Below are 24,132 nucleotides of genomic sequence, written 5' to 3'. Positions count from 1 at the left end.
GGGAGATTGGGCGACGCCGCCGGTCACGGCGTCGCGCTCGATTCTGCCTGCACCGCCTTGAAGTGCGCAGTGAAGCTCGGCAACAGCACCCGGTTGCCGTAGCCGCTGAGGTGATCGGCATCGAAGAACAGCGGACGCCCGTCGCGCATGCCGGCGCAGCGCGTCGGCTCGCACAGCTCCGGCAACGGATCCCACACCGATGCGTGCGGCAGCCGCGCGGCGATGCGCTGCAGGCTCTGCAGCACCGGCGCACGGTAGCGCTCCATCGTGTCGCGCGGGATCTGCGTGCCGCGCGCGCAGATCGCATTGCCGCGATTGAACCAGTCCGAGCAGCGATACGGCGGCGCGCGCAGCAACGGCTTCGGCGCTTCGAACACGATGCGCACGCCGCGCTGCGCCAGCGGCTGCAGCAGCGCGATCGCCGCCTCCTCGCCGGCGGCGCGCACCGCCTGCGCCTGCGCACCGTCCTGCTCGGCCATCGCCGCCGCCTCGTCGAACAGCTGCGTCTGCTCGGCCAGGCGCAGCAAGCGCAGCGCCGGCAGGAACAGCACATCGCCGTCGCGCGCATGCGCGGCGACATCGGCCAGGGTGCTGCGCTCGTAGGCCTGGCACCCGGCGTGCGTCGCCTGCCAGGCCTGCAGGCCGACGATGGGGCAGCCGCCGACGCCGTACAGGCGCACCGCGACACCGCTCTGCAGCGCGAACCGGCGCAGCAATTCGTTGTAGGCCAGCGCATGCGAATCGCCGGCGACGAACAGCTGGGTCGGCGTGCGCGGCGTCTCCAGGCCGCCGTCGCGCACGTCGCAGTCGCCGCGCTCGAACAGCTTGGCGCTGCCGACCTGCAGGTCCGCGCGTCCGGTCTTCAGCGTGCAGCGCGGGAACTCCTTGCGCATGCCCTTGGCATAGGCGTACCAGTCCAGCGGATGCCGGCTCACCGTGCTCAGCGAATAGTAGCGCTGCGTGTCCAGCAGCAACGCATGCACCCCGGCGGCAAGCAGGATCAGGCCCAGCCCGGCGGCGATGGTCCGCGCCGGCGTGCGCGTCTTGCCGATGCGGCCGCTGCGCCATGGCAGTTCCACCCAGCGGTACGAGGCGATCGCCAGCGCCGCCACCAACAGCAGCGCCAGCGCCCTGGCCAGCGCCGACTCCAGGCCCACGGTCCAGCGGAACAGCACGAACACCGGCCAATGCCACAGGTACAGCGAATAGGAGACGCGGCCGATCGCCACCACCGCGCGCTGCGACAACGCCCGCTTGATCCAGCCGGCGGGCGCGCCGTGCAACAGCGCCAGCAGGCCCAGCGTGCCCAGCACCGGCCACAGGCCGTCGGGCCACGGCGAATGGCCCGGCCGCGCGCGCCACAGCCCGTAGCCGACCGCGGCCAGCGCCAACGCCAGCAACGGCGAGCGCCAGTGCCAGGTCGCGCGCGACGCCACCGCGCCGCGCTCGAAGCGGCCGCTCAGCGCCAGGCCCTGGTACAGCAGCACGCCGCTGCCCAGCTGCCAGAAGCGCGCGCTGGTCAGGTAGAACGCATCGCCGGCCTCGCCGCCGCCGCGGCTGCGCAGCAACGCGTAGGCCAGCGACGCGGCCGAGGCCAGCGCCACCAGCAGCGTCGACCAGATGCGGCCGCGGCCGCCGCGGTTCCAGGCCAGGAACAGCAGCGGGAACAGCAGGTAGAACTGCTCCTCCACGCCCAGCGACCAGGTATGCGTGTACGGATTGAACTCGGCCTTCGGCGAGAAGTAGTCGTTGTCGCTGGCGGCCAGCACCCAGTTGCTGAGGCCGACGAAGGCCATGCGCCCGGTCTTGGCGCTGGTCTCGCTCAGCCAGGAGTCGGGAATGAACAGGCCGCTGGCCAGCGCGGTCGCCAGCAGGCACGCCACCAGCGCCGGCGCGATGCGGCGCAGGCGCCGCGCGTAGAACTGCGCGAACACGCCCCAGCTGCCGGCGGCCGGCAAGCGCTGCAGCGAGGCGCTGACCACGAAGCCGGAGATCACGAAGAACACATCGACGCCGGTGAAGCCGCCCGGCAGCCAGGCCGGATCCAGGTGATAGGCGATGACCGCCAGCACCGCGAGCGCGCGCAGCCCATCGACATGCGGCAGATAGCCACGCGCATGCGCGTGCGGCGGCGTGGGCAGGCGATCGGTCCCTGCGCTCCCCGTCCCTGGGACCACCATGCCTACCAGACCAGGTCGTCGGGGATCTGGTACTTCGGATCGGCGTAGGGGTCTTCCTCGGCACTGGCGTTGGGGTCCACCCGCAACGCCACCGACGCCGGGAAGATCGCCTCGGCCTGATCCAGCAGGGCCGCCGTGACCAGCAGGTAGCGGCCGTTCTGCTGCAGCACGCCCAGCTCGCCGGCGTTGAGCGCCCTGAGCTGGTCGGCGGTCACGTAGATGCGCTTGATCTTGCCGCCATACGGGAAATGGCGGGCGATGTCGGCCTCGGCGTGATTCAGCGCCTGGTCCTTGAGCAATTCGTCGAGCCTGGCCCGCGCCTCGCGGCGCAGCCGCGCCTGCTCCTGCTTCAGCCGCTCGGCCTCGATGCGCTCGTCCTTCTCGCGCTGCGCACGGATCGCATAGGCCTTGGCCAGATCGATGTCCTCGCGCGAGCGTGGCGGCCGCGCGGCATGCTGCCGTGCCGGTTGCTGGCCAGGCGCGCCCTGCGGCCGGCCCGCACCCTGCGCACGTCCGCGGCCGTCGCCCGCCGCATGCGGACGCGCGGCGCCGTCGCCACGCGGACGGCCGGCGCCGTCATGCGCGCGCGCGCCACCGGGCTTGCCGGCGGCGTGCGGGCGTTCGCCACGCGCGCCTGACGGCTTGTGGCCATGCGCCGGATGTTGGCCGGGCCGCCCTCGCGACGGCTGCGCGGGCGTGGCGTTGCGCTCTGGGCGTTCGGGTTTCGGCACGGGCTTGAAGCCCAGGCCCAGCAGCTGGTCGCGGAGGGTATCGCTCATCGTGGCAGGATCGGATCAGTTCGGTTCTGTATCAATAATGCGGAGGGGGCGGTTCGTCGGCGGGATCGGCATACAGCGTGCTGCGCACCTTGCCCAGGTCCTCGAGCAGGTGGCGCAGCAGCACGGCGTTGCGTTGGCTTTCGGCGCGTGCCTCGGCCAACGCATCGCTCACCTCGGACAGCGCCTGTTCCTGGAAGGACAGGCGCGTCTCCAGCTCGATCAACCGGTTCTCCAGCAATCGATCCTGGGTGGAGAAGTCATGCTTCACTGATCGAACGCCCGCGGCCGATGCCGTAGTAAGCCAGACCGAAGGTCTCGATTTCCTGCGGATCGTAGAGATTGCGGCCGTCGAACACCACCGCGTCGCCGAGCAGTTCCTTGATCCGGGTGAAATCCGGGCTGCGGAACTGCTTCCACTCGGTGACCACGACCAGCGCATCGGCGCCTTCCAGCGCGGCGAAGGCATCCTCGCAGAAGCTCAGGTCGTCGCGTTCGCCGAAGATGCGCTTGGCTTCCTCGGTCGCTTCCGGGTCGTAGGCGCGCACCGTCGCCCCGGCCTCCCACAGCTGCGCCAGCAAACGGCGGCTGGACGCGGCGCGCATGTCGTCGGTATTGGGCTTGAACGCCAGGCCCCACACCGCGAAGGTCTTGCCGGCCACGCTGGCGCCGCCGTAGTGGCGCTGGATCAGCTCGTACAGGTGGCCCTTCTGCGCCTCGTTGACCGCTTCCACCGCATCCAGCAGCTTGGCCTCGTGGCCGTACTGCTGCGCGGTGCGGGCCAGCGCCTGCACGTCCTTGGGGAAGCACGAACCGCCATAGCCGGCGCCCGGGTAGATGAAGTGCCAGCCGATGCGCGGATCCGAGCCGATGCCCTGGCGCACCTTCTCCACGTCGGCGCCGACCCGCTCGGCGATGTTGGCGATCTCGTTCATGAAACTGATCTTGGTCGCCAGCATCGCGTTGGCCGCGTACTTGGTCAGTTCGGCCGAGCGCACGTCCATCTCCACGATGCGGTCGTGGTTGCGGTTGAACGGCGCGTACAGGCGGCGCAGGCGCGCGGCGGTGCCCGGCTTGCTGCTGCCGATCACGATGCGGTCCGGGCGCATGCAGTCGGCGACCGCGTCGCCTTCCTTCAGGAACTCCGGGTTGGACACCACGTCGAACTCGATCGTCTCGCCGCGCTTGTCCAGCTCGGCGGCGATCGCCGCGCGCACCTTGTCGGCGGTCCCGACCGGCACCGTCGACTTGTTGACCACCACGGTCGGTCCCTGGATGTGCTGGCCGATGGTGCGGGCCACCGCCAGCACGTACTGCAGATCGGCGCTACCGTCCTCGTCCGGCGGCGTGCCGACGGCGATGAACACGATATCTCCATGCGCGATGGCGCTGGCCGCATCGGTGGTGAAGAACAGCCTCCGTGCGGCGTGATTGGCCTTGACCATCGGCGAGAGGCCAGGCTCGTAGATCGGGACCACGCCCTTGTTGAGCCCATCCACTTTGGCTTGGTCGATGTCCACGCATACCACGTGATGGCCTACCTCGGCCAGACAGGTTCCGGTGACAAGCCCGACATAGCCGGTGCCGAATATCGCTACGCGCATGTAATCTCCTTTCGGTTATTGAAGGATGCCCAACAGTTCCACATCGAAGGTCAGCATCGCATCCGGGCCGATCGGGCCGCCCGGCGTGCCCTGCGGGCCGTAGCCCAGGTTCGACGGAATCCAGAAACGGTATTTGGAGCCGACCGGCATCAGCGCCACGCCCTCGCTCCAGCCCGGCACGACCTGGCTGAGCGAGAACTCGGCCGGCTGGCCGGTCTTGTACGAGCTGTCGAACACCTCGCCGTTGATCAGCTTGCCCTCGTAGTTGACCCGCACCTTGCTGGTCGGCATCGGCCGTTCGCCGCTGCCCTGGCGCAGGACCATGTACTGCAGGCCCGACGGCGTGGTGACCACGCCCTTCTGGGTCTTGTTCTGGGCCAGGAAGGCGTTGCCCTTCTGGCGGTTCTCGGTGGCCGCGGCGGCCTGCTTGGAGGCGCTGTAGGCCTGCAGCGTGGCGGCCGCCTGCTCCTGGGTCATCGCGGTCTCGCCCTTGGCGAACACCGCGCGCACCGCCCCCATCAGGGTCGGCAGGTCGATCTCGTCCTGGATCCGCGCCAGCGACGGGCCGACCGCACGGTCGCCGAGCATCAGGCCCACGTTCTGCTTGGACACCGGCGGCGGCTGGCTGCCCGGCGCCATGCCCGGCAGCGGCTGCCCGGCGCGCGCGGCCATCTGCGTGCGCAACGCGGTGTCGGTGGCCTGCGCCTGCTCGTCGGACAGCAGCGGCTTGCCGCCCTTGAACGCGTTCTCGATCGCGCGCTGCATGGCGTCCAGGTCGATGTCCTGGGCGATGGGCTCGAACGAGCGCGCCACATCCATGCCGATCGCGTAGCTGACCTTCTGCTTCTCGCTGCCCAGCGCCGCCGGCTTGGCCGCAGCCGGCGCCGCCGGCGCCTGTGCGAACGCGCCACCGGCCACCACCGCCATCCCCATCAACAGCGACGCCGCGGCGCCGCGCATTCCCATCTTCATTCGCTACTTTCCTGGAAGTGAACTAGAGGCGCCGCGATGGCGCAGAGGCCGCATTGTCGCATGCGCGGCAACGATATCGACCCGGATTCAATGTGATCCCGGCTGCGCTTTCAGTTCGCGTTCGATGGCCGCGCGCAGGGCCGCATCGTCCGGCGCGACCTTGCTGGGGAACTGCGCGACCACGCGTCCGTCGCGCGCGATCAGATACTTGTGGAAATTCCAGCCCGGCGCCACGCCGGTGGCCTGGGTCAACTGCTTGTACAGCGGCGTCGCCTCGGCGCCGAGCACGTGCACCTTCTCGAACATCGGGAACTTGACCCCGTAGGTCAGCGTGCAGAACTCCTGGATCTGCTTCTCCGATCCCGGCTCCTGCCCCTTGAAGTCGTTGGAGGGGAAACCGAGCACGCTGAAGCCCTGCGCGGCATAGCGCTGCTGCAGCTGCTCCAGGCCGTCGTACTGCGGGGTGAAGCCGCACTTGCTGGCGGTATTGACCACCAGCAGCACCTTGCCGCCGTAGGCCTTGTTCAGGTTCACCTTGTCCTTGCCGGCCAGCGGACGGTAGTCCAGGTCCAGCAGCGAGGCCGCCCAGGCGCTGCCGACGGTACCGGCGGCGGCAAGGATCGCGAGGAAAAACAAACGCTTGGATAGTTTCATCGGGGCACCGGAAGAGAGAGAAGGAGACGCGGAGGGGCTAGGCCATCAGTTGGGTCGGTCATCGTGTTGACATGACGTGTGACGGTGTTATAGTTAAATACAACACCACTCACCCAGAGCAGGGACACGATGAACCTCCAACGCATGCAGCGCAGCCTTCCGGCCCTGGTCATCGTCGGCGCCCTGCTCTCGGTGAGTTGGGTCGGCGCCCAGAGCAGCCAGGGACGGTCGCCCGATTATGGCGCCAGCGAGCCGCAGGAAGACAGCCACGCCCCTCCCGCCGCGCCCGCGCCGGTACGGCGGATGCGTGCATCGCTGTCGATGCCCTATTTCTCCTTCGCGCACACGCTGCGCCCACGGAGCTGACCATGAGCGATATCCAATGGAGCGATGGTGCTCCGATCTACCGCCAGCTGAAGGATCGCGTGATCGCGATGATGCTGGACGGGATCATCAAGCCCGGCGACGCGCTGCCCTCGGTGCGCCAGGTCGCGGCCGAATACCAGCTCAACCCGATCACCGTCTCGCGCGCCTACCAGGAACTGGCCGACGAGGCCCTGGTCGAGAAGCGCCGCGGGCTGGGCATGTTCATGACCGAGGAAGCGGCCAAGAAGCTGCGCGGCAGCGAGCGCGATCGCTTCCTCAACGAAGAGTGGCCACTGGTGCTGGAACGGATCCAGCGCCTGGGCCTGACATTGGAAGACTTGTTGCCACCGGGGAAAACACCATGACTGCCGTTGTCGCCGCATCCGAATCCGTCGTCTCCGCGCGCTCGCTGCGCAAGACCTACAACCACAAGCCGGCGCTGGCCGACGCCTCGTTCGCGATCGAGCCGGGCCGCATCGTCGGCCTGATCGGCCCCAACGGCGCCGGCAAGACCACCGCGCTGAAGGCGGTGCTCGGCCTGACCTCGGTCGAGGGCGAACTGCGCGTGCTGGGCATGGACCCGCGCAAGCAGCGCAACGAACTGATGAACGACGTGTGCTTCATCGCCGACGTGGCGGTGCTGCCGCGCTGGATGCGGGTGCGCGAGGCGATCGACTTCGTCGCCGGCGTGCATCCGCGCTTCGACCGCGCCAAGTGCGAGCGCTTCCTGGCCAACACCAAGCTCACCCCCAAGCTGCGCGTGCGCGAGATGTCCAAGGGCATGATCGTGCAGCTGCACCTGGCCCTGGTGATGGCCATCGACGCGCGCCTGCTGGTGCTGGACGAACCGACCCTGGGCCTGGACATCCTGTACCGCAAGGAGTTCTACCAGCGCCTGCTGGAAGACTACTTCGACGAACAGAAGACCATCATCATCACCACCCACCAGGTCGAGGAGATCGAGCACATCCTCACCGACGTGCTGTTCATCCGCGACGGCCGCATCGTGCTCAGCGCCGACATGGAGCACATGGCCACGCGCTACACCGAACTGCTGGTGCCGGCCGAGCGCATCGACGCGGCGCGCGCGCTGCAGCCGATCGACGAGCGCGGCCTGCCGTTCGGCAAGACCGTGTTCCTGTACGACGGCGTGCCGCAGGCGCAACTGGCCGCGCTCGGCGAGACCCGCACGCCCGGCCTGGCCGACCTGTTCGTCGCCATCATGAAGGGGACCTACGCATGAACGCACCCGCCAAGTCCATCGCTTCGCTGTCCACCTTCAAGTGGCTGCTCAAGCGCGAGTTCTGGGAACACCGCGGCGGTTTCCTGTGGGCGCCGGTCATCGCCGGCGGCGTGATCACCGTGCTGTACGCGCTGCTGGCGCTGATCGGCACCGTGGCCGGCCACGGCAACGACACCAACAGCATCAACTGGGAGGGCGGCCCGCAGAAGGTGAACGAGGTCATCGGCGCCGTGGGCGACGGCACCATGCTGGCCGGCGTGGTGCTGGCCTGCATCGTGCTGGGGTTCGTGGTGTTCTTCTACGCGCTGGGTTCGCTGTACGACGACCGCCGCGACCGCAGCGTGCTGTTCTGGAAGTCGCTGCCGCTGTCGGACCTGAGCACGGTGCTGTCCAAGGCGGCGTGGGCGCTGCTGCTGGCGCCGATCGTGGCGATCGGCATCGGCCTGCTGATCGGCATCGCGCTGTGGGTGGTCACCGCATTGACCCTGTCGGTCAACGGCGTGCAGCAGAGCGGCGCGGTGTTCACCCACTCGCATCCGCTGCGCATCATCGGCGGCGTGCTGTCCAACCTGCCGATCTACGTGATGTGGTCGCTGCCGACCATCGGCTGGCTGATGTTCTGCTCGGCCTGGGCGCGCACCAAGCCGTTCCTGTGGGCGGTGCTGATCCCGATCCTGGGCTGCGTGATGGCGAGCATGATGGGCATCCTGCCGATGCTGCACGTGAACCACAAGGCGATCTGGTACACGGTGGTCTACCGCGGCCTGCTGAGCGTGCTGCCGGGCACCTGGCTGCCGGTGCTGAGCGAAAGCGCGCCGCCGGTGCAGCAACTCGACGGCCCGCAGGACCTGGCCAATGCGATCCAGCTCAGCGACGCCTGGCGCATCTTCCAGAGCGCCGACATCTGGATCGGTGCGGCGATCGGCGTGGCCTTCATCGTCGCGGCCATCTACCTGCGCCGCTGGCGCGACGAAGCCTGATCCGCACCGCCATCCCGCCGCCCCTTTTCCGATTCCCTCTTTGCATAAGGAGTTCACGATGATGCGCAAGACCTTGCTGCTGTCCGCGCTGCTGCTGGTTCCCGCCCTGGCCCTGGCCGACGAATGCCGGCATTCCGAGCCGCGCAACCTGAAACTGGACCTGGCCGGGGTCAAGAAGGTGGTGTTCGACGCGCAGCAGAACAACCTCAAGCTCAGCGGCGCCGGCGGCGCCGCGTTCGAACTGCGCGGCCGCGCCTGCGCCTCCGACGCGGACATGCTGAAGGAGCTGACCGTGCGCCAGCGCCGCGACGGCGACACGCTGATCGTGACCCTGCAGCACGATGGCAAGATCCATGGCATCAGTTCGGGTACCCGCTACGCCTACCTGGATCTCGCCGGCAGCGTGCCGGGCACGCTGCCGCTGCAGTTGCGGCTGGGTTCGGGCGACGCCGACATCGGCGGCGTCGCCTCGCTGGACGCCAGCGTCGGCTCCGGCGACCTGCATGCGCACGGCATCCGCGGCGCGGTCAGCGCCACCGTGGGGTCGGGCGACATCGAGCTGCGCGACATCGGCAGCCTCAGCCTGCCGACGCTGGGCTCGGGCGACGTCAAGGCGAGCCAGGTCGGCGGCGACGTCAAGATCGGCACGGTCGGCTCCGGCGATCTGACCGTGCACGGCGTGCGCGGCGGGGTGCAGATCGGCAGCATCGGCTCCGGCGATGCGCAGCTGCGCGACGTCACCGGCAGCGTGGCGCTGCAGTCGATCGGCTCCGGCGACCTGGACGTCAGCGGCGTCGGCGGCAACCTCAACGTGGAACGGGTCGGCAGCGGCGACATCCACCACAGCGGCGTGCGCGGCAGCGTCAACGTGCCCAAGCCGCGCTGATCCGTCACCTTCCCTTCTCGCTTCGACCGAGGACACACCCATGCAGCATCGTTCCCTGGCGCTGGCCGGCGTCGCCCTGACTGCACTGCTGGCCCTGGCCGCCTGCCAGCCCTCCGCCCCGCAGTCCGACCGGACCAGCAGCAACACGCCCAGCACGCGCAGCCTCAGCTTCGACAATGGCGACATCACCCTGAAGGTCTCCGGGCAGCCGCCGGCGACCATCACCCGTGCCGGCGACCTGCTGATCGACGGCAAGCAGGTCGCGGTCAGCGCCGAGCAGCATGCCCTGCTGGTGGCCTACCGCGCGCAGCTCGGCGCGATCGGCACGCAGGGCCTGGAGGTCGGCAAGCAAGGCGCCGCGCTCGGGGTGAAGGCGGCCGGAGACGCGCTGGCCGGGGTCATCAGCGGCAACACCGACCACGTCGGCGAGAACATCGAAGCGCAGGCCGAGAAGCTCAAGCAGGAAGCGCTGAAGATCTGCGAGCAGGTGGCGACGCTGCGCCAGGCGCAGGACACGCTGGCGCAGCAACTGCCGGCGTTCCGTCCCTATGCCAGCCTCGACGCCAGCGACATCAGCGACTGCGACAGATCGGTCAAGTAATTGCGCCGGACCCGGCCTAAAATGGCCGGGTCCTCCGCTGCCCCGATCGATCGATGAAGAAGCTCGCCGCCTGGTTCTCCCTGATGACGCTGTGCCTGCTGCTGGCGGCCTGCGGCGCGCGCGACGGCGCAGCCGGTGCGTCGTCCTCGCGCGCCGAGCGCGGCAAGCCGCGCGTGTCGGTGGACAGCATGACCGTGATGCTGCGCCGCGCGCCGGCCGCCAACGCCTCGATCGGCCCCGACGGCAGCCTGCGCATCGACGACATCGAACTGCCGCTGCCGCAGGCGCAGCGCACCCAGCTGCAGCAGCTGTTCATGCACCTGCAGATGCAGCGCCAGCGCACCCTGGAAACCGCGCCGCCGGACCCGAACATGCGCTCGGTCGGCTTTGCCGCCACGCCGGAGATCAGCGCCCTGCAAGGCGCGGTGCTGCACGACATCCCCTCGCTGCAGCCCTACCAGGAAAGCTTCGGCAACCTGCAGGCGGAGCGGCGCTGAGGCCACTGGCGCCTGCCGCGGCATCGGCCGCGGCGGTGGCGATGGGCGTGCGGCGCCAGATCCTGTCGCGGCCGAAGCCGCTCCTGCAGTGCGCCCGGACATCGCATCGCGCGTCTCCCTGCATCGCGCGTGTCCTGTAGTAGCGGTTTCACCGCGACGAACGCAGTGGCGAAGTCTCCGACTCCGGAGGCCGTCGAAGTTGAAGCCCCTTCCAAAGCGCATCTGGCAGGCACGCCCACAGCGCCTTTGTGGGAGCGACTTCAGTCGCGACGAACGAAGCCATGACCGCCGCAGGCGTCATGACCCGTCTGGGCCGATGGCCGATCCACTGGGAAGTTCGTCCAGAGGCTCCAGCGAGGCCCCGGGCCATCAGCCCCGAATGGCGTAGCCATCAGACGTTCTACTTCGGCCCCGGTTCGAAAACACTCCAAGCTCCGCCGCATCGCCCCTCACGGATGACATCGCAAGCCCGCGCCTGCATCCCGGCTCGCCGGCTGCGCTCCCGACCACGCCAGACCAACCGCATGGCGCGGCCCTCGCCGCACCATGCGGCCGCAGCTCAGCCGCCGCTGCCGCCACCGGCGTGGATGCCGCCCTTGGTCAGCGCCGCCGGGTCGAGCAGCTTGCGCAGCTCGGCCTCGCCCAGGCCGCTGTCCTCCAGCGCGATCTCCAGCACCGGGCGGTTCTCCTTGTAGGCGCGCTTGGCGATCGCCGCCGCCTTCTCGTAGCCGATGATCGGGTTCAGCGCGGTGACAAGGATCGGATTGCGGCCCAGCGCCTCGCGGACCCGCTCCTCGCGCACCTTCAGCCCGGCGATCGCCGAATCGGCCAGCAGCCGCGACACGTTGGCCAGCAGGTTGATCGAGTCCAGCAGGTTGGCCGCGATCAGCGGCAGCGCCACGTTCAACTGGAAGTTGCCGGTCTGCCCGGCCACGGTGATCGCGGTGTGGTGGCCGATGACCTGCGCGCAGACCATCACCGTGGCCTCGGGGATCACCGGATTGACCTTGCCCGGCATGATCGAGCTGCCCGGCTGCAAGGCCGGCAATTCGATCTCGCCGAGGCCGGCCAGCGGGCCGGCGTTCATCCAGCGCAGGTCGTTGGCGATCTTGATCAGCGCCACCGCCAGCGCATTGAGCTGGCCGGACAGTTCCACCGCGTCGTCCTGCGCGGCCAGGCCCTCGAACTTGTTGTCGGCGCTGTCGAACTTGCTGCCGGTCAGCGCGGACAGGGCCTTGGCGACCTTGCCGCCGAAGCACGGATCGGCGTTGATCCCGGTGCCGATCGCGGTGCCGCCCAGCGGCAGCCGGCGCAGGCGCTTGAGGCTGTCCTGCAGCCGTTCCTGCGCCGAGGCCAGCTGCGCCGACCACGCCCCGAACTCCTGGCCGAAGGTCAGCGGCATCGCATCCATCAGGTGCGTGCGGCCGGTCTTGACCACCTTGTCCAGTTGCTTGGCGCGCTTGTCGATGACCTTGCGCAGGTGCTTGAGCGCCGGCAGCAGCTGTTCCTCCGTCGCCAGCTGGGCGGAGACGCGGATCGCGGTCGGCACCACGTCGTTGGAACTCTGGCCGAGATTGACGTGGTCGTTCGGATGCACCGCCGGCGCGCCCGGCTTGGCCGCGCGCGTGGCCAGCGTGGCGATCACCTCGTTGGCGTTCATGTTGGACGAGGTGCCCGAGCCGGTCTGGTAGATGTCGATCGGGAAATGCGCATCGTGCGCACCGCCGGCCACCTCCAGCGCCGCCGCCTGCACCGCCTTGGCCACGGCCTTGGGCAGCAGTTCCAGGTCGGCGTTGACGCCGGCCGCCGCGGCCTTGATCAGGCCCAGCGCGCGGATGAAGCCACGCGGCATCGGCTGCCCGGACACCGGGAAGTTCTGCACCGCACGCTGGGTCTGGGCGCCCCACAACGCAGCGGCCGGCACTTGCAACTCGCCCATGCTGTCGTGTTCCACCCTGAATGTGTCGCTCATTGCGCAATCTCCGCATCTGCATAAGAGGAATCCACCCGGCGCTGTCGCGAGGGACGTCCGGGAAGGCAGGCTGGCGGAGCTGCGGCTGGCGCAGCCATTATCCGCGGCACAGCCACCGGCGTCAGCAGTGTGCACCAGTGGATGTTAGCCAGGCCTGGATGCGCGCTCGCGCGGCACCCGCGCCGCGCGCTGGCGCACGGCGCAACGGCGCCACGCCCTAGTCGGCGATACGGAACCAGTAGCGGTAGTCGCGGCGCTGCCCGCCCACCCGCACGTCGCGGATGCTGACGTCGTAGATCGCTCCCGGGCGCAGCGCCGGCACCCGGAACTGCAGGCTGTTGGGGACGCCGAAGCCCTCGTGGTCGGCGCTCAGGCCGCGCACCGCCAATGGCCGCCCGCCGCGTTCGCTGACCTGCACCTGCGCGTCGGCGTAGTCGACGTCGCGGTTGGCGAACTTGCGGCTGCGGTCCAGCAGCGCGGTGAACGACAGCAGTGCGTCGTCGGCGTAGTAGCGACGGGGATAGTCGCCGATCGGCCAGGCGATGAAGTCGTCGCGGCTGCGCGCGGCCACACCGGCGGCGGCGGGGATGAAGCGCAGCGCCGCGCCGCTGCTGACGCCGTTGCCGTCGCGGCCGGCGACCATGCCGAAGGCGACGCGCTGCAGGAACGGATCCAGCAGCCAGCGGCGGTGGCCGAGTCCGCCGGCGCTGGCGTTGTTGCTGTCGGTCAGCCAGTCGACCACGATCTCCTCGACCCCGGCGAAGGCCAGGTAAGGCGAACTGACCCCGCCGTAGATCAGGCTGCTGCGCGCGCCCTTGGCACCGGCGGCCGAGTAGCAGCGCCAAGCCGGCGTCGGCGCGTGGCTGAGCCGGCCGTTGGCGGCGATGATCAGCGCCGCCTGGGTGGCCTCGGCCTCGGCCGCCTCGTCGTAGCCCACCGCGGCGAGCCCATGCAGCCGGCGGATGTCGTTGATCAAGGCCAGCAGTTGGCGCCGCTGCAGCGGCTGCAGCTCGCCGGCACGGCACGCGGCGATCGCCGGCGGCACCCGGTACAGCGCCGCGGCCTGCGCCAGGAAGCCGGGATCCTGCGCGGCCGCCGGCAGCGTGGCGGTCATGGCGGCGGCGGCAAGGCAGGCGAGGATCGGGCGCATGGCGGACATGGCGGCAGTGAGGGTGGCGACACGATAAAAGCGTACGCGCCGGTTCGCTTATGGCCGGCAGCGCGCATGCGGTGCTGCGTTCAGCCCGGCGCCGCGGGCGCGGCCGTGATCGCCACCCGACGCCGCGCCGCCGGCGGCATGGCCGGCGCGCGGCCGGCGTAGAATACCCGCCCCACCGCTGCCGCCCTGCCCCTGCCCATGTCGGATTCCGCCCTGCTCGCCCTGTCCCCGCTCGATGGCCGCTACGCCGGCAAGGTCGATGCCCTGCGGCCGATCTTCTCCGAATACGGCCTGATCAGGGCGCGGGTGAAGGTGGAGATCGAATGGCTGCTGGCGCTGGGCGCCGAGCCGGGCATCGCCGAACTGGCGCCGTTCTCGGCCGCGGCCACGCAGCGGCTGCGCGCGCTGGCCGACGGCTTCGGCGTCGAGCACGCGGCGCGGGTCAAGCAGATCGAGCGCACCACCAACCACGACGTCAAGGCGGTGGAGTACTTCATCAAGGAGCAGCTCAAGGACGACGCCGAGCTCGGCCCGGCGCTGGAATTCGTGCATTTCGCCTGCACCAGCGAGGACATCAACAACCTCAGCTACGGGCTGATGCTGGAGCAGGCGCGGCGCGAGGTGCTGCTGCCGACGCTGGATGGCGTCGCCGCCACCCTGCGCGCGCTGGCCCACGCCCAGGCCGCGCAGCCGATGCTGTCGCGTACCCACGGCCAGACCGCCTCGCCGACCACGCTGGGCAAGGAGATCGCCAACGTCGTCGCGCGCCTGGAGCGCCAGCGCCGGCAGATCGCCGCGGTCGAGCTGACCGGCAAGATCAACGGCGCGGTCGGCAACTACAACGCGCACGTGGCCAGCTATCCGGACGTGGACTGGCCGGCGTTCGCGCAGCGCTTCGTCGAGGGCCTGGGCCTGGTGTTCAATCCCTACACCACCCAGATCGAGCCGCACGACAACGTCGCCGAGCTGGGCGACGCCACCCGCCGCGCCAACACCATCCTGGTCGACCTGGCCCGCGACATCTGGGGCTACATCTCGCTGGGCTACTTTAAGCAGAAGCTCAAGGACGGCGAAGTCGGCTCCTCGACCATGCCGCACAAGGTCAACCCGATCGACTTCGAGAACGCCGAAGGCAACTTCGGCATCGCCAACGCGCTGTTCGAGCATTTCAGCGCCAAGCTGCCGATCAGCCGCTGGCAGCGCGACCTGACCGATTCCACCGTGCTGCGCGCGCTCGGCACCGCGTTCGGCCACACCCAGGTGGCACTGGATTCGCTGGGCAAGGGCCTGGGCAAGCTGACCGTCAATCCCGAGCGCCTGGATGCCGACCTCGACGCGGCCTGGGAAGTGCTGGCCGAAGCGGTGCAGACCGTGATGCGCCGCCATGGCCTGCCCAACCCATACGAGCAGCTGAAGGCGCTGACCCGCGGCCAGGGCATCACCGCCGCCTCGATGCAGGCCTTCGTCGAGACCCTGGAGCTGCCCGAGGACGCCAAGCAACGCCTGCGCGCGCTGACCCCGGGCGGCTACACCGGCCTGGCCGAGCGCCTGGCACGCGCGATCTGAGCACGGCGCGCCGGCCGCCCGCGCCGGCGTGGCACCAGCGCTTTCGAAACCCGACAAGGAGTGATGCGATGACACGGAATCCGTTGTTCTGCCTGCCGCTGCTGGCGCTGGCTGCCTGCACCCAGCAGCCCTCTCCCGCCGCCGCCGAGGCCGCACCCACGGCTGCAGCCGCGACATCGCCCGCCTCCGCCACGGCGCCAGCGGCACCGATCGCGCCGGTACCTGCAGTGCCCAGCGTGTCGGCGCAGGCGGCGGGCGATGCGCAGGTCGGCGGCCAGCCGGACGGCGAACGCCCGACGCTGCTGGTGACCTCGACCAGCGGCACGATCGACTGCGACGGCCAGAATGTGGACATCACCGGCCGCGGTGCCAAGCTGGTGCTGCGCGGGCAGTGCGGCATGATCGCGCTGCTGGGTGCGGACGCCACCTTGCAGATCGAGCACGCCGACGGCGTGCGCGTGGTCGGCGACAACGCGCAGGTGGTCATGCGCAGCGATGCCAAGAACGTCGAGCTGTTCGGCCGCCACGGCAACCTGCAGATGGGCCGCATCGAGACGCTGGCGGTGCCGGGCGACGATAACCAGCTGCGCGCGGTCGCCATCGGCTCGGTGACCCTGCACGGCAGCAAGAACCAGCTCAGCCAGCAGACCGGCACGGCCCAGGTCCAGGACTACGGCCGCGACAATCACGTCACCGGCAACTGAGCGCAGACCGGCCACGCGACCGGCCGCCCGCGGCCGGACCGCGCGCCGCGCTCAGGTCCTGACGAAGATCTCCACGCGCCGGTTCAACTGCCGCCCGGCGGGATTGTCCTGGCCCTGCACCTGGTTCGGCGCCACCGGCCGCGACTCCCCGTAGCCCTTCGCCGACGCCTGCAGCGCCAGGCCGCGCGCGCGCAACGCTTCGAGCACCGCCGCGGCACGGCGTTCGGACAAGGCCTGGTTGTAGGCGTCGTCGCCTTTGCTGTCGGTGTGCCCGCCCACTTCCAGGTCGCGCGCCGGCACGCTCGCCAACGCCTTGCCCAGCGTATCCAGCACCTGCGCGGCATCGGCGCGGATCTGCGCCTTGTCGAAGTCGAACAGCACGCGGTCGTTCAAGGTGATCAGGTAGCCGCACGGGGCGCCGGGCGGGGCGAACTTGCGCAGCGGCGGGAAGCGCCCGGCCGGCGGCACCCTGGGCAGCGGCGCCATCGCCAGCGTGCGTCCCGGCGTGCCGACCACGCCGGTGCCGTCGCCGTTGTTGCGGATCAGGCCCTGCTCGCCGTTCCAGGTGCCGGAACCGTCGGCGTTGATGGTCACCAGGCCCCGCGAGCCGTTCCAGGTGCCGCTGCCGTCGCCATGGTTCTGGATCAGGCCGCTGTCGCCGTTCCAGCTGCCCGCGCCCCTGCCGTCCAGCGTGATCAGCCCGGCCGGGCCGTTGTAGCTGCCCGAACCGTCCGCCTGTACGCGCACGATCGCGTCCTCGCCGTCGCCGACGGTGCCGTTGATGGTGCCGCTGCCGTCGGCGTTGACCTGGACCAGGCCGCCTTCGAAGTTGGCCGTACCGCTGCCGTCGGCCTTGATCTGGAACAGGCCGTCGTCGCCGTTGCGCAGCAGATTGCCCTGCGCATCGACGCCGGTGATGCCGGCATCGTTGACCAGCACGCCCCCGGTGCCGCAGCGCGCCGGCGCGACGCTGACGCCCTGGATCGGATCCAGGATGCCTTTCATGGAGGCTTCCAGTGCGCGCTGCGCCGGCGTCACCCCGAGGATTTCCGGGACCACGATCAGCGGAATGGCCGGAAATTCCGGCACCGGCGCGGTATCGGCCGCCGCGGTTGCGGGCGTGTCCGCGGGCTTGGCCGTTGCGGGTGCGGGTGCGGACGGCGCAGCCGGCGTGTCCGCGCCCCCGCACCCGGCCAGCAACAGCGACGACAGCAAGATCGGCAGTGAACGCATTCCCTTCCCTCCTGGTCCTGAGGCGCGCACTTCAGCTTGCGCGCAGGCCGCTTGTCAAACCGGCGCGGTGCCCGCAGGCCACTGCGACAGCACGATCGCGACGGCCGCCGCGCCTGCGCAAGCACGTCGCCGGCGCCGCCGCCATGCGTACGCACAACGCACCGCGCGGCGGGCTGGGCGACAATGGCGGGCATCGCCGGCACGGTTGTCGGCCTCGCCCCTGCCGGACCACCCGCCCATGAAGAAACCCACCCCGTTCCCGATCGAGATCGACGCCACCCGGCAACTGCCGCTGGGCATGCCCGCCGCGACCTTCCTGCGCGACTACTGGCACAAGCGGCCGCTGCTGATCCGCAACGCCTTCCCCGGTTTCGTCTCGCCGATCGAGCCGGGCGACCTGGCCGGGCTGGCCTGCGAGGAGGCCGCGCTGTCGCGGCTGATCGTGCACGACCGCGCCAGCGACCGCTGGAGCGTGCGCAGCGGCCCGTTCCAGGAGAGCGAGTTCCCCGGCATGCCCGACCACGACTGGACCCTGCTGGTGCAGGACGTCGACAAGTGGGACCCGGACATCCGCGCCCTGCTCGAGCAGTTCCGCTTCCTGCCGCGCTGGCGGGTGGACGACGTGATGGTCAGCTTCGCCGCGCCCGGCGGCTCGGTCGGCGCGCACGTGGACCACTACGACGTGTTCCTGCTGCAGGCGCACGGTCACCGCCGCTGGCAGATCGACGCCAGCGCCGCGCTGGGCCGCGCCGTGCCGCCGACCGATTTCCGCGAGGACGTCGAGCTGAAGCTGCTGCGCAGCTTCACCCCGACCCACGAGTGGGTGCTCGGCCCCGGCGACATGCTGTACCTGCCGCCGCTGGTGCCGCACCACGGCGTCGCCGAGGACGCCTGCCTGACCTTCTCGGTGGGCATGCGCGCGCCGTCCTCGGCCGAGCTGATCGGCGACTACCTGGACACCCTGATCGACGGCGCCGACGAGGCGCTGCGCTACCGCGACCCGGACCTGCAGGTCCCGGCCGATCCGTACGAGATCGACGCGGCGGCGATGGGCCGCGTGATCGAGGCGCTGAACGCACTGCGCATGAACGACCCCGACCGCCTCGGCGCCTGGTTCGGCCGCTTCATCACCACCTACCGCGCCGCCGGCGAGATCCTGCCGCCGGCCAACCCGCCGGCGGCCGGGGAAGTGGCCGCGGCGCTGGAACAGGGCCTGGTCCTGCAGCGCCACCCCTGGGCGCGGCCGGCCTGGCGCCGGGCCACGCGCGGCGCCACCCTGTTCTGCAGCGGCCTGGAATTCGCCCTGCCGCTGAAGGATGCGCGGCGCCTGGCCGCGGCCGAGCAGATCGACGGCGGCGACTACGCGGCGCTGTCCGCCACCGGCCGCGAGACCTTGCTGCAGCTGGTCGAAGCCGGCTTCTATCAGCCACTGGACGAAGCCGACGACGGCGACGGGGATGCCGACGCACAGGACTGATCCGCCCGCCATGCCCGCCCCCGGCTTCCGCATCGAACCGCTCGACCCGGCCCGCCAGGCGGACGAACTGCGCGCGCTGCGCGAGCGCGCCGGCCTGCCGGCGGATGCGGATGCGGCCAGCCAGGCCCTGGATGCGCTGAGCTACCACGTCCTGGCCCGTGCCGGCGACGGCCAGCCGCTCGGCAGCGCGCGGCTGAGTCCCGAGCAGCGCATCGGCTGCATGGCGGTACTGCCGGCCTGGCGCGGCCGCGGCGTCGGCAGCGCGCTGCTGGCCGCGCTGGTGGCCGAAGCGCAGCGCCGGCACTGGCCGCGGCTGCGCCTGCAGGCGCCGCCGGCCGCGATGGATTTCTATGCCCGGCACGGCTTCCTGCCGGTCGGCGCGCGCGTTGCCGGCGCCGCCGGCGACCCCCAGCCGATGCAGCGGCTGCTCGGCGCCGCCGCCGCGGTGGAGGACCTGGCCGCGGCGATCGCGGCCAGTGCCGCGGTGGTCGCGCAGGCGCGGCGCCAGCTGCTGATCTACAGCCGCGCGCTGGATCCGGGCCTGCTGGACAGCCCGCCGCTGCTCGCGCAACTGCGCCGCTTCGCGGTGGCCGCGCGCGACAAGCAGGTGCGCGTGCTGCTGCACGACGCGGCCGCCCCGCAGCGCGCCGCCGCGCCGCTGCTGGCCCTGGCGCAGCGCCTGCCCAGCGTGTTCCGCTTCCGTGAAGTGGTCGATCCGGTCGACCGGGGCGATGCGACGGCCTACCTGGTCGACGATGGCGGCGGCTACTACTTCCGTGCGCTGGGTCACCGTTACGACGGCGAGACCGATCTGCTCGGCGGCGGCCGCGCACGCCAGCTGCGCGACGCGTTCGCGCGGGTCTGGGAGCGTTCACGCGACCGCACGGAGCTGCGCGCGCTGGGTTGGTAGTGCAGCGGATGAACCGAGGTAGCCCCTGTGTATCCGAAATGCACACCCCGGCTTGCTCATGGGGGTATAATTTTTTGGCTTGATAAACGCCCGCGCAGGCCACGCGTCCGCCGGTTCCAACCGCAAGCCAACCCACAAAGCGACCCGACCCCACCATCGTGGACAATCTCCTAAAGCAGTTTGCGCAGTCATCGCAACTCGCCGGCGGCAATGCCGCCTATATCGAAGACCTGTACGAGCAGTACCTGGTCTCTCCCGACAGCATCGACCCCAAGTGGAAAAGCTACTTCGACGGCTTCCAGGGCCGCGATGCCGGTGACGTTCCCCACTCGGCGGTCATCGCCCATATCGCCAGCGCGGCGCGCCAGGCCGCCAACAGCGGCACCAGCCCCGGCGGCGACGAGCGCGAGCGCCATGTCGGGCGCCTGATCACCGCCTACCGCTCGCGCGGCCACCTCGGCGCGCGCCTGGACCCGCTGGGCCTGACCCCGCCGGTGAACCCGCCGGATCTGGGCCTGCCGTTCCACAGCCTGTCGGAAAGCGACCTGGGCAGCGAGTTCAGCACCGGCGGCCTCGGCGGCCAGCCGCGGATGAAGCTGCGCGACCTGCTGGCGCGGCTGAAGGCGACCTACACCGGGTCGATCGGCAGCGAATTCATGCATATCTCCGAATTCGAGCAGCGCCAGTGGATCTACCAGCGGCTGGAGAACGCCGGCGGCAACATCGCCGGCGACGCCGACAGCCGCCGCCGCACGCTGGAGCGGATCACCGCCGCCGAAGGCCTGGAGCGCTACCTGCACACCAAGTACGTCGGCCAGAAGCGCTTCTCGCTGGAAGGCGGCGACGCGCTGATCCCGATGATGGACGTGGTGGTGCGCCGCGCCGGCGCCGATGCGGTCAAGGACATCGTGGTCGGCATGGCCCACCGCGGCCGCCTCAACGTGCTGGTCAACACCCTGGGCAAGAACCCGCGCAAGCTGTTCGACGAGTTCGAAGGCAAGTTCGAGCACGCCCACGACGACCGCGCCCACACCGGCGACGTCAAGTACCACATGGGCTTCTCCGCCGACGTGGCGGTGGCCGACGGCAAGTCGGTGCACCTGGCGCTGGCGTTCAACCCCTCGCACCTGGAAATCGTCGACCCGGTCGTGGTCGGCAGCGTGCGTTCGCGCCAGGAGCGCTACGGCGACGCCGCGCGCAAGACGGTGCTGCCGGTGATCATCCACGGCGACGCCGCGTTCGCCGGCCAGGGCGTGGTGATGGAGCTGTTCCAGATGTCGCAGGCGCGCGGTTTCGCGGTCGGCGGCACCGTGCACATCGTCATCAACAACCAGATCGGCTTCACCACCAGCGCCCGCGACGACGCCCGTTCCACGCTGTACTGCACCGACGTGGCGAAGATGATCGGCGCACCGGTGTTCCATGTGAACGGCGACGATCCGGACGCGGTGGCGTTCGTGGCCAACCTGGCCTACGACTTCCGCCAGCAGTTCAAGAAGGACGTGGTCATCGACCTGGTCTGCTACCGCCGCTGGGGCCACAACGAGGCCGACGAGCCGGCGGCGACGCAGCCGGTGATGTACCAGACCATCCGCAAGCACAAGACCACCCGCGAGCTGTATGCCGCGCAGCTGGAAAGCGAGGGCGTGATCCAGTCCGGGCAGGCGCAGGCGCTGGTCGACAGCTACCGCAACAAGCTCGATTCGGGCGAATACACCACCGAGCTGGCGACCCGCAAGCCCGACGAATTCGCCATCGACTGGTCCAACTACCTGTCCGGCAAGCTCGCCGACAAGGTCGACACCACGGTCAAGCGCAAGACCCTGGACCAGCTGGCCAAGATCATCACCACGATCCCGGCCGGCGTGGAACTGCACCCGCGCGTGGCCAAGATCTACGAGGACCGGGTGAAGATGGCCGCCGGCGACCTGCCGGGCGACTGGGGCTTCGCCGAGAACCTGGCCTACGCCACCCTGCTCGGCGAGGGCCACAAGCTGCGCCTGGTCGGCCAGGACGCCGGCCGCGGCACGTTCTTCCACCGCCACGCGATCCTGCACGACCAGAAGACCGACAGCTATTACCTGCCGCTGCGCCAGCTGGTCGAGAATCCCGAGGACGCCACCGTGATCGACTCGCTGCTCAGCGAGGAAGCGGTGATGGGCTTCGAGTACGGCTACTCCACCACCGATCCCAATGCGCTGTGCATCTGGGAAGCGCAGTTCGGCGACTTCGCCAACGGCGCGCAGGTGGTGATCGACCAGTTCATCGCCGCCGGCGAAGCCAAGTGGGGACGCATCAGCGGCCTGTCGCTGTTCCTGCCGCACGGCTACGAAGGGCAAGGCCCGGAGCACAGCTCCGCGCGCCTGGAGCGCTTCCTGCAGCTGTGCGCGCTGGAGAACATGCTGGTGTGCGTGCCGACCACCCCGGCGCAGTGCTTCCACATGATCCGCCGGCAGATGCGCATGACCACGCGCAAGCCGCTGGTGGTGATGACGCCCAAGTCGCTGCTGCGCCACAAGCTGGCGGTATCGAGCCTGGAAGAACTGGCCGACGGCGAGTTCCAGCACCTGATCCCGGATGCGAAGGCCGATCCGAAGCGGGTCAAGCGCGTCGTGGCCTGTTCGGGCAAGGTCTACTACGACCTGCTCGAGGACCAGACCAAGCGCGGCCAGGACGACGTCGCCATCCTGCGCGTGGAGCAGCTGTACCCGTTCCCGCGCGAGTTGCTGGCCGCCGAGCTGAAGCGCTACGCCCATGCCACCGACCTGGTCTGGTGCCAGGAAGAGCCGCAGAACCAGGGCGCCTGGTACCAGATCAAGCACCACCTGCAGGCCTGCCTGGCCGACGGGCAGAGCCTGCACTACGCCGGCCGCCCGCGTTCGCCGTCTCCCGCCGCCGGCCATTTCGCCGAGCACGTGGAAGAGCAGCTGAAGCTGGTCGCCGACGCGCTATTGAATCCGTTCAACGACCAAGTCGCTGAATAAAACCTCCTTCACCTTCCAAAAGACCCCACTAGGACGCCCTCTGCAATGGCCACCGAAGTCAAAGTTCCGGTACTGCCCGAATCCGTATCCGATGCCACCATCGCCAGCTGGCACAAGAAAGCCGGCGACGCGGTCAAGCGCGACGAGAACCTGGTGGACTTGGAGACCGACAAGGTCGTGCTGGAAGTGCCCTCCCCGGTCGATGGCGTGCTGAAGGAGATCAAGTTCGAGGCCGGCGCCACCGTGACCAGCTCGCAGATCCTGGCGATCATCGAGGAAGGCGCGAGTGCCGCCGCGGCCCCGGCCGAGGCCAAGGTCGCCGACGCGCCGAAGCCGGAGGCGCCGAAGGCCGCCGCCGCCGAAGCGCCGAAGGCCGCCAAGGCCGAGCCGGCCAAGGCCGCCGGCGACGTCTCCAGCCTGCCCCCGGGCGCGCGCTTCTCGGCGATCACCGAAGGCGTGGATCCGGCCCAGGTCGACGGCACCGGCCGCCGCGGCGCGGTGACCAAGGAAGACATCCTCAACTACGCCAAGAACGGCGGTGCCGGCAAGGCCGCCGGTGCGCGTCCGGAAGAGCGCGTGGCGATGACCCGCGTGCGCAAGCGCATCGCCGAGCGCCTGATGCAGTCGAAGAACTCGACCGCGATGCTGACCACCTTCAACGAGGTCAACCTGGCCAAGGTGTCGGCCGCGCGCAAGGAACTGCAGGACGAGTTCCAGAAGGCCCACGGCATCAAGCTCGGCTTCATGAGCTTCTTCGTCAAGGCCGCGGCCAACGCGCTGCAGCGCTTCCCGCTGGTCAACGCCTCGATCGACGGCGACGACATCATCTATCACGGCTACAGCGACATCTCGATCGCGGTCTCGACCGAGAAGGGCCTGGTCACGCCGGTGCTGCGCAACGTCGAGCGGCAGTCGTTCGCCGACATCGAGCAGGGCATCGCCGACTACGCCAAGAAGGCGCGCGACGGCAAGCTGAGCCTGGAGGAACTGCAGGGCGGCACCTTCACCGTGACCAACGGCGGCACCTTCGGCTCGCTGCTGTCGACCCCGATCATCAACCCGCCGCAGAGCGCGATCCTGGGCATGCACGCGATCAAGGAGCGTCCGATCGCCGAGAACGGCCAGGTCGTGATCGCGCCGATGATGTACCTGGCGCTGTCCTACGACCACCGCATCATCGACGGCAAGGACTCGGTGCAGTTCCTGGTCGACATCAAGAACCAGCTGGAAAACCCGGGCCGGATGCTGTTCGGCCTGTGATGCAAACCGGGATTGGTGATTCGGGATTCGGGATTGGCGACAGCTTTCCGATCCCGAGCACCCTGCCTCTTACGAATCCCCAATCCCCAATTCCCAATCTCGCGAGCG

22 protein-coding genes are annotated in these 24,132 nt (G+C 69.8%); 13 read left to right on the top strand and 9 right to left on the bottom strand.

The genetic code is table 11. The annotated features are described in order from the left end of the window. Nucleotides 1-23: 23 nt before the first annotated feature. The 6 genes from AB3X10_RS10130 to AB3X10_RS10105 form a co-directional block, all read right to left on the bottom strand. The gene (locus AB3X10_RS10130) at nucleotides 24-2,180 is read right to left on the bottom strand and encodes an acyltransferase family protein (RefSeq protein ID WP_369981231.1); all 2,157 of its coding nucleotides are present in this window, start codon (nucleotides 2,178-2,180) and stop codon (nucleotides 24-26) included. Nucleotides 2,181-2,182: 2 nt separating this feature from the next. Continuing rightward, nucleotides 2,183-2,959, bottom strand: coding sequence for a DUF2058 domain-containing protein (locus tag AB3X10_RS10125; RefSeq protein ID WP_369981229.1), 777 nt, complete (start codon nucleotides 2,957-2,959; stop codon nucleotides 2,183-2,185). A gap of 31 nt (nucleotides 2,960-2,990) precedes the next feature. Continuing rightward, nucleotides 2,991-3,227 carry a SlyX family protein gene (locus AB3X10_RS10120; RefSeq protein WP_263394750.1) on the bottom strand — a complete coding sequence of 79 codons (237 nt, stop codon included), beginning with the start codon at nucleotides 3,225-3,227 and terminating at the stop codon, nucleotides 2,991-2,993. Further along, on the bottom strand, nucleotides 3,217-4,560 hold the full coding sequence (locus tag AB3X10_RS10115) for a UDP-glucose dehydrogenase family protein (protein WP_369981226.1): 1,344 nt from the start codon (nucleotides 4,558-4,560) through the stop codon (nucleotides 3,217-3,219). Before AB3X10_RS10115 ends, AB3X10_RS10120 begins: the two co-directional genes overlap by 11 nt. Nucleotides 4,561-4,575: 15 nt before the next feature. Beyond that, nucleotides 4,576-5,532: an FKBP-type peptidyl-prolyl cis-trans isomerase N-terminal domain-containing protein gene (locus tag AB3X10_RS10110; RefSeq protein ID WP_369981225.1), complete on the bottom strand. Its 957-nt coding sequence runs from the start codon at nucleotides 5,530-5,532 to the stop codon at nucleotides 4,576-4,578. 87 nt (nucleotides 5,533-5,619) lie between these two features. After that, nucleotides 5,620-6,186, bottom strand: a complete 567-nt coding sequence (locus AB3X10_RS10105) for a glutathione peroxidase (protein WP_369981223.1) — start codon at nucleotides 6,184-6,186, stop codon at nucleotides 5,620-5,622. 129 nt (nucleotides 6,187-6,315) lie between these two features. Here AB3X10_RS10105 and AB3X10_RS10100 point away from each other — a divergent pair, with 129 nt between their 5' ends. The 7 genes from AB3X10_RS10100 to AB3X10_RS10070 all read left to right on the top strand — a co-directional run bounded on the left by AB3X10_RS10100 (nucleotide 6,316) and on the right by AB3X10_RS10070 (nucleotide 10,759). Next, a complete protein-coding gene (locus AB3X10_RS10100; protein ID WP_369981221.1) occupies nucleotides 6,316-6,552 on the top strand; it encodes a hypothetical protein in 237 nt (78 codons plus the stop codon). 2 nt (nucleotides 6,553-6,554) lie between these two features. Then, nucleotides 6,555-6,917 (top strand): GntR family transcriptional regulator, encoded by a 363-nt coding sequence (locus AB3X10_RS10095; RefSeq protein WP_046980357.1) that lies wholly within the window; start codon nucleotides 6,555-6,557, stop codon nucleotides 6,915-6,917. After that, nucleotides 6,914-7,795, top strand: coding sequence for an ABC transporter ATP-binding protein (locus AB3X10_RS10090; RefSeq protein ID WP_369981219.1), 882 nt, complete (start codon nucleotides 6,914-6,916; stop codon nucleotides 7,793-7,795). Before AB3X10_RS10095 ends, AB3X10_RS10090 begins: the two co-directional genes overlap by 4 nt. Continuing rightward, nucleotides 7,792-8,775 carry an ABC transporter permease gene (locus tag AB3X10_RS10085; RefSeq protein WP_369981217.1) on the top strand — a complete coding sequence of 328 codons (984 nt, stop codon included), beginning with the start codon at nucleotides 7,792-7,794 and terminating at the stop codon, nucleotides 8,773-8,775. Before AB3X10_RS10090 ends, AB3X10_RS10085 begins: the two co-directional genes overlap by 4 nt. 61 nt (nucleotides 8,776-8,836) lie before the next feature. After that, on the top strand, nucleotides 8,837-9,661 hold the full coding sequence (locus AB3X10_RS10080; RefSeq protein WP_369981762.1) for a hypothetical protein: 825 nt from the start codon (nucleotides 8,837-8,839) through the stop codon (nucleotides 9,659-9,661). Between the two features lie 40 nt (nucleotides 9,662-9,701). Beyond that, nucleotides 9,702-10,262 carry a DUF2884 family protein gene (locus tag AB3X10_RS10075; protein WP_369981215.1) on the top strand — a complete coding sequence of 187 codons (561 nt, stop codon included), beginning with the start codon at nucleotides 9,702-9,704 and terminating at the stop codon, nucleotides 10,260-10,262. A 53-nt stretch (nucleotides 10,263-10,315) separates the two neighbouring features. Then, on the top strand, nucleotides 10,316-10,759 hold the full coding sequence (locus AB3X10_RS10070) for a hypothetical protein (RefSeq protein ID WP_369981214.1): 444 nt from the start codon (nucleotides 10,316-10,318) through the stop codon (nucleotides 10,757-10,759). A 559-nt stretch (nucleotides 10,760-11,318) separates the two neighbouring features. On the opposite strand, the gene AB3X10_RS10065 is transcribed toward AB3X10_RS10070, so the two are convergent. Together AB3X10_RS10065 and AB3X10_RS10060 are read right to left on the bottom strand one after the other, a co-directional pair. Beyond that, on the bottom strand, nucleotides 11,319-12,731 hold the full coding sequence (locus tag AB3X10_RS10065; RefSeq protein ID WP_369981213.1) for a class II fumarate hydratase: 1,413 nt from the start codon (nucleotides 12,729-12,731) through the stop codon (nucleotides 11,319-11,321). Nucleotides 12,732-12,948: 217 nt separating this feature from the next. After that, nucleotides 12,949-13,881: a CAP domain-containing protein gene (locus AB3X10_RS10060; RefSeq protein ID WP_369981760.1), complete on the bottom strand. Its 933-nt coding sequence runs from the start codon at nucleotides 13,879-13,881 to the stop codon at nucleotides 12,949-12,951. A 207-nt stretch (nucleotides 13,882-14,088) separates the two neighbouring features. Between AB3X10_RS10060 and purB the strand changes: the two genes are divergently transcribed. Further along, a complete protein-coding gene (gene purB, locus AB3X10_RS10055; protein ID WP_369981211.1) occupies nucleotides 14,089-15,456 on the top strand; it encodes an adenylosuccinate lyase in 1,368 nt (455 codons plus the stop codon). Between the two features lie 68 nt (nucleotides 15,457-15,524). After that, a complete protein-coding gene (locus tag AB3X10_RS10050; protein WP_369981209.1) occupies nucleotides 15,525-16,160 on the top strand; it encodes a DUF3060 domain-containing protein in 636 nt (211 codons plus the stop codon). A gap of 51 nt (nucleotides 16,161-16,211) precedes the next feature. On the opposite strand, the gene AB3X10_RS10045 is transcribed toward AB3X10_RS10050, so the two are convergent. Then, nucleotides 16,212-17,393, bottom strand: coding sequence for an OmpA family protein (locus AB3X10_RS10045; RefSeq protein ID WP_369981207.1), 1,182 nt, complete (start codon nucleotides 17,391-17,393; stop codon nucleotides 16,212-16,214). 238 nt (nucleotides 17,394-17,631) lie between these two features. On the opposite strand from AB3X10_RS10045, the gene AB3X10_RS10040 reads away from it, so the two are divergent. The 4 genes from AB3X10_RS10040 to sucB all read left to right on the top strand — a co-directional run bounded on the left by AB3X10_RS10040 (nucleotide 17,632) and on the right by sucB (nucleotide 24,024). Next, a complete protein-coding gene (locus tag AB3X10_RS10040; protein WP_369981206.1) occupies nucleotides 17,632-18,870 on the top strand; it encodes a JmjC domain-containing protein in 1,239 nt (412 codons plus the stop codon). 10 nt (nucleotides 18,871-18,880) lie between these two features. Next, entirely contained in the window at nucleotides 18,881-19,780 is a 900-nt protein-coding gene (locus AB3X10_RS10035) for a GNAT family N-acetyltransferase (protein ID WP_369981204.1), read from the top strand. Between the two features lie 158 nt (nucleotides 19,781-19,938). After that, nucleotides 19,939-22,764, top strand: a complete 2,826-nt coding sequence (locus AB3X10_RS10030; protein WP_369981202.1) for a 2-oxoglutarate dehydrogenase E1 component — start codon at nucleotides 19,939-19,941, stop codon at nucleotides 22,762-22,764. Between the two features lie 45 nt (nucleotides 22,765-22,809). Beyond that, nucleotides 22,810-24,024 carry a dihydrolipoyllysine-residue succinyltransferase gene (sucB, locus tag AB3X10_RS10025; protein ID WP_369981200.1) on the top strand — a complete coding sequence of 405 codons (1,215 nt, stop codon included), beginning with the start codon at nucleotides 22,810-22,812 and terminating at the stop codon, nucleotides 24,022-24,024. Nucleotides 24,025-24,132 lie beyond the last annotated feature (108 nt).

This window comes from Xanthomonas sp. DAR 80977 (assembly GCF_041240605.1).
In the GTDB taxonomy this organism is placed as follows: domain Bacteria; phylum Pseudomonadota; class Gammaproteobacteria; order Xanthomonadales; family Xanthomonadaceae; genus Xanthomonas_A; species Xanthomonas_A bundabergensis.
This window is presented reverse-complemented; position numbering and strand designations above follow the sequence as displayed.

What these genes read in the sequence shown, in the direction of transcription:
- AB3X10_RS10130 (WP_369981231.1), bottom strand. Translation starts at nt 2,180, where the DNA reads ATGGTGGTCCCAGGGACGGGGAGCGCAGGGACCGATCGCCTGCCCACG.
- AB3X10_RS10125 (WP_369981229.1), bottom strand. Translation starts at nt 2,959, where the DNA reads ATGAGCGATACCCTCCGCGACCAGCTGCTGGGCCTGGGCTTCAAGCCC.
- AB3X10_RS10115 (WP_369981226.1), bottom strand. Translation starts at nt 4,560, where the DNA reads ATGCGCGTAGCGATATTCGGCACCGGCTATGTCGGGCTTGTCACCGGA.
- AB3X10_RS10110 (WP_369981225.1), bottom strand. Translation starts at nt 5,532, where the DNA reads ATGAAGATGGGAATGCGCGGCGCCGCGGCGTCGCTGTTGATGGGGATG.
- AB3X10_RS10105 (WP_369981223.1), bottom strand. Translation starts at nt 6,186, where the DNA reads ATGAAACTATCCAAGCGTTTGTTTTTCCTCGCGATCCTTGCCGCCGCC.
- AB3X10_RS10100 (WP_369981221.1), top strand. Translation starts at nt 6,316, where the DNA reads ATGAACCTCCAACGCATGCAGCGCAGCCTTCCGGCCCTGGTCATCGTC.
- AB3X10_RS10095 (WP_046980357.1), top strand. Translation starts at nt 6,555, where the DNA reads ATGAGCGATATCCAATGGAGCGATGGTGCTCCGATCTACCGCCAGCTG.
- AB3X10_RS10090 (WP_369981219.1), top strand. Translation starts at nt 6,914, where the DNA reads ATGACTGCCGTTGTCGCCGCATCCGAATCCGTCGTCTCCGCGCGCTCG.
- AB3X10_RS10085 (WP_369981217.1), top strand. Translation starts at nt 7,792, where the DNA reads ATGAACGCACCCGCCAAGTCCATCGCTTCGCTGTCCACCTTCAAGTGG.
- AB3X10_RS10080 (WP_369981762.1), top strand. Translation starts at nt 8,837, where the DNA reads ATGCGCAAGACCTTGCTGCTGTCCGCGCTGCTGCTGGTTCCCGCCCTG.
- AB3X10_RS10075 (WP_369981215.1), top strand. Translation starts at nt 9,702, where the DNA reads ATGCAGCATCGTTCCCTGGCGCTGGCCGGCGTCGCCCTGACTGCACTG.
- AB3X10_RS10070 (WP_369981214.1), top strand. Translation starts at nt 10,316, where the DNA reads ATGAAGAAGCTCGCCGCCTGGTTCTCCCTGATGACGCTGTGCCTGCTG.
- AB3X10_RS10065 (WP_369981213.1), bottom strand. Translation starts at nt 12,731, where the DNA reads ATGAGCGACACATTCAGGGTGGAACACGACAGCATGGGCGAGTTGCAA.
- AB3X10_RS10060 (WP_369981760.1), bottom strand. Translation starts at nt 13,881, where the DNA reads ATGCGCCCGATCCTCGCCTGCCTTGCCGCCGCCGCCATGACCGCCACG.
- purB (WP_369981211.1), top strand. Translation starts at nt 14,089, where the DNA reads ATGTCGGATTCCGCCCTGCTCGCCCTGTCCCCGCTCGATGGCCGCTAC.
- AB3X10_RS10050 (WP_369981209.1), top strand. Translation starts at nt 15,525, where the DNA reads ATGACACGGAATCCGTTGTTCTGCCTGCCGCTGCTGGCGCTGGCTGCC.
- AB3X10_RS10045 (WP_369981207.1), bottom strand. Translation starts at nt 17,393, where the DNA reads ATGCGTTCACTGCCGATCTTGCTGTCGTCGCTGTTGCTGGCCGGGTGC.
- AB3X10_RS10040 (WP_369981206.1), top strand. Translation starts at nt 17,632, where the DNA reads ATGAAGAAACCCACCCCGTTCCCGATCGAGATCGACGCCACCCGGCAA.
- AB3X10_RS10035 (WP_369981204.1), top strand. Translation starts at nt 18,881, where the DNA reads ATGCCCGCCCCCGGCTTCCGCATCGAACCGCTCGACCCGGCCCGCCAG.
- sucB (WP_369981200.1), top strand. Translation starts at nt 22,810, where the DNA reads ATGGCCACCGAAGTCAAAGTTCCGGTACTGCCCGAATCCGTATCCGAT.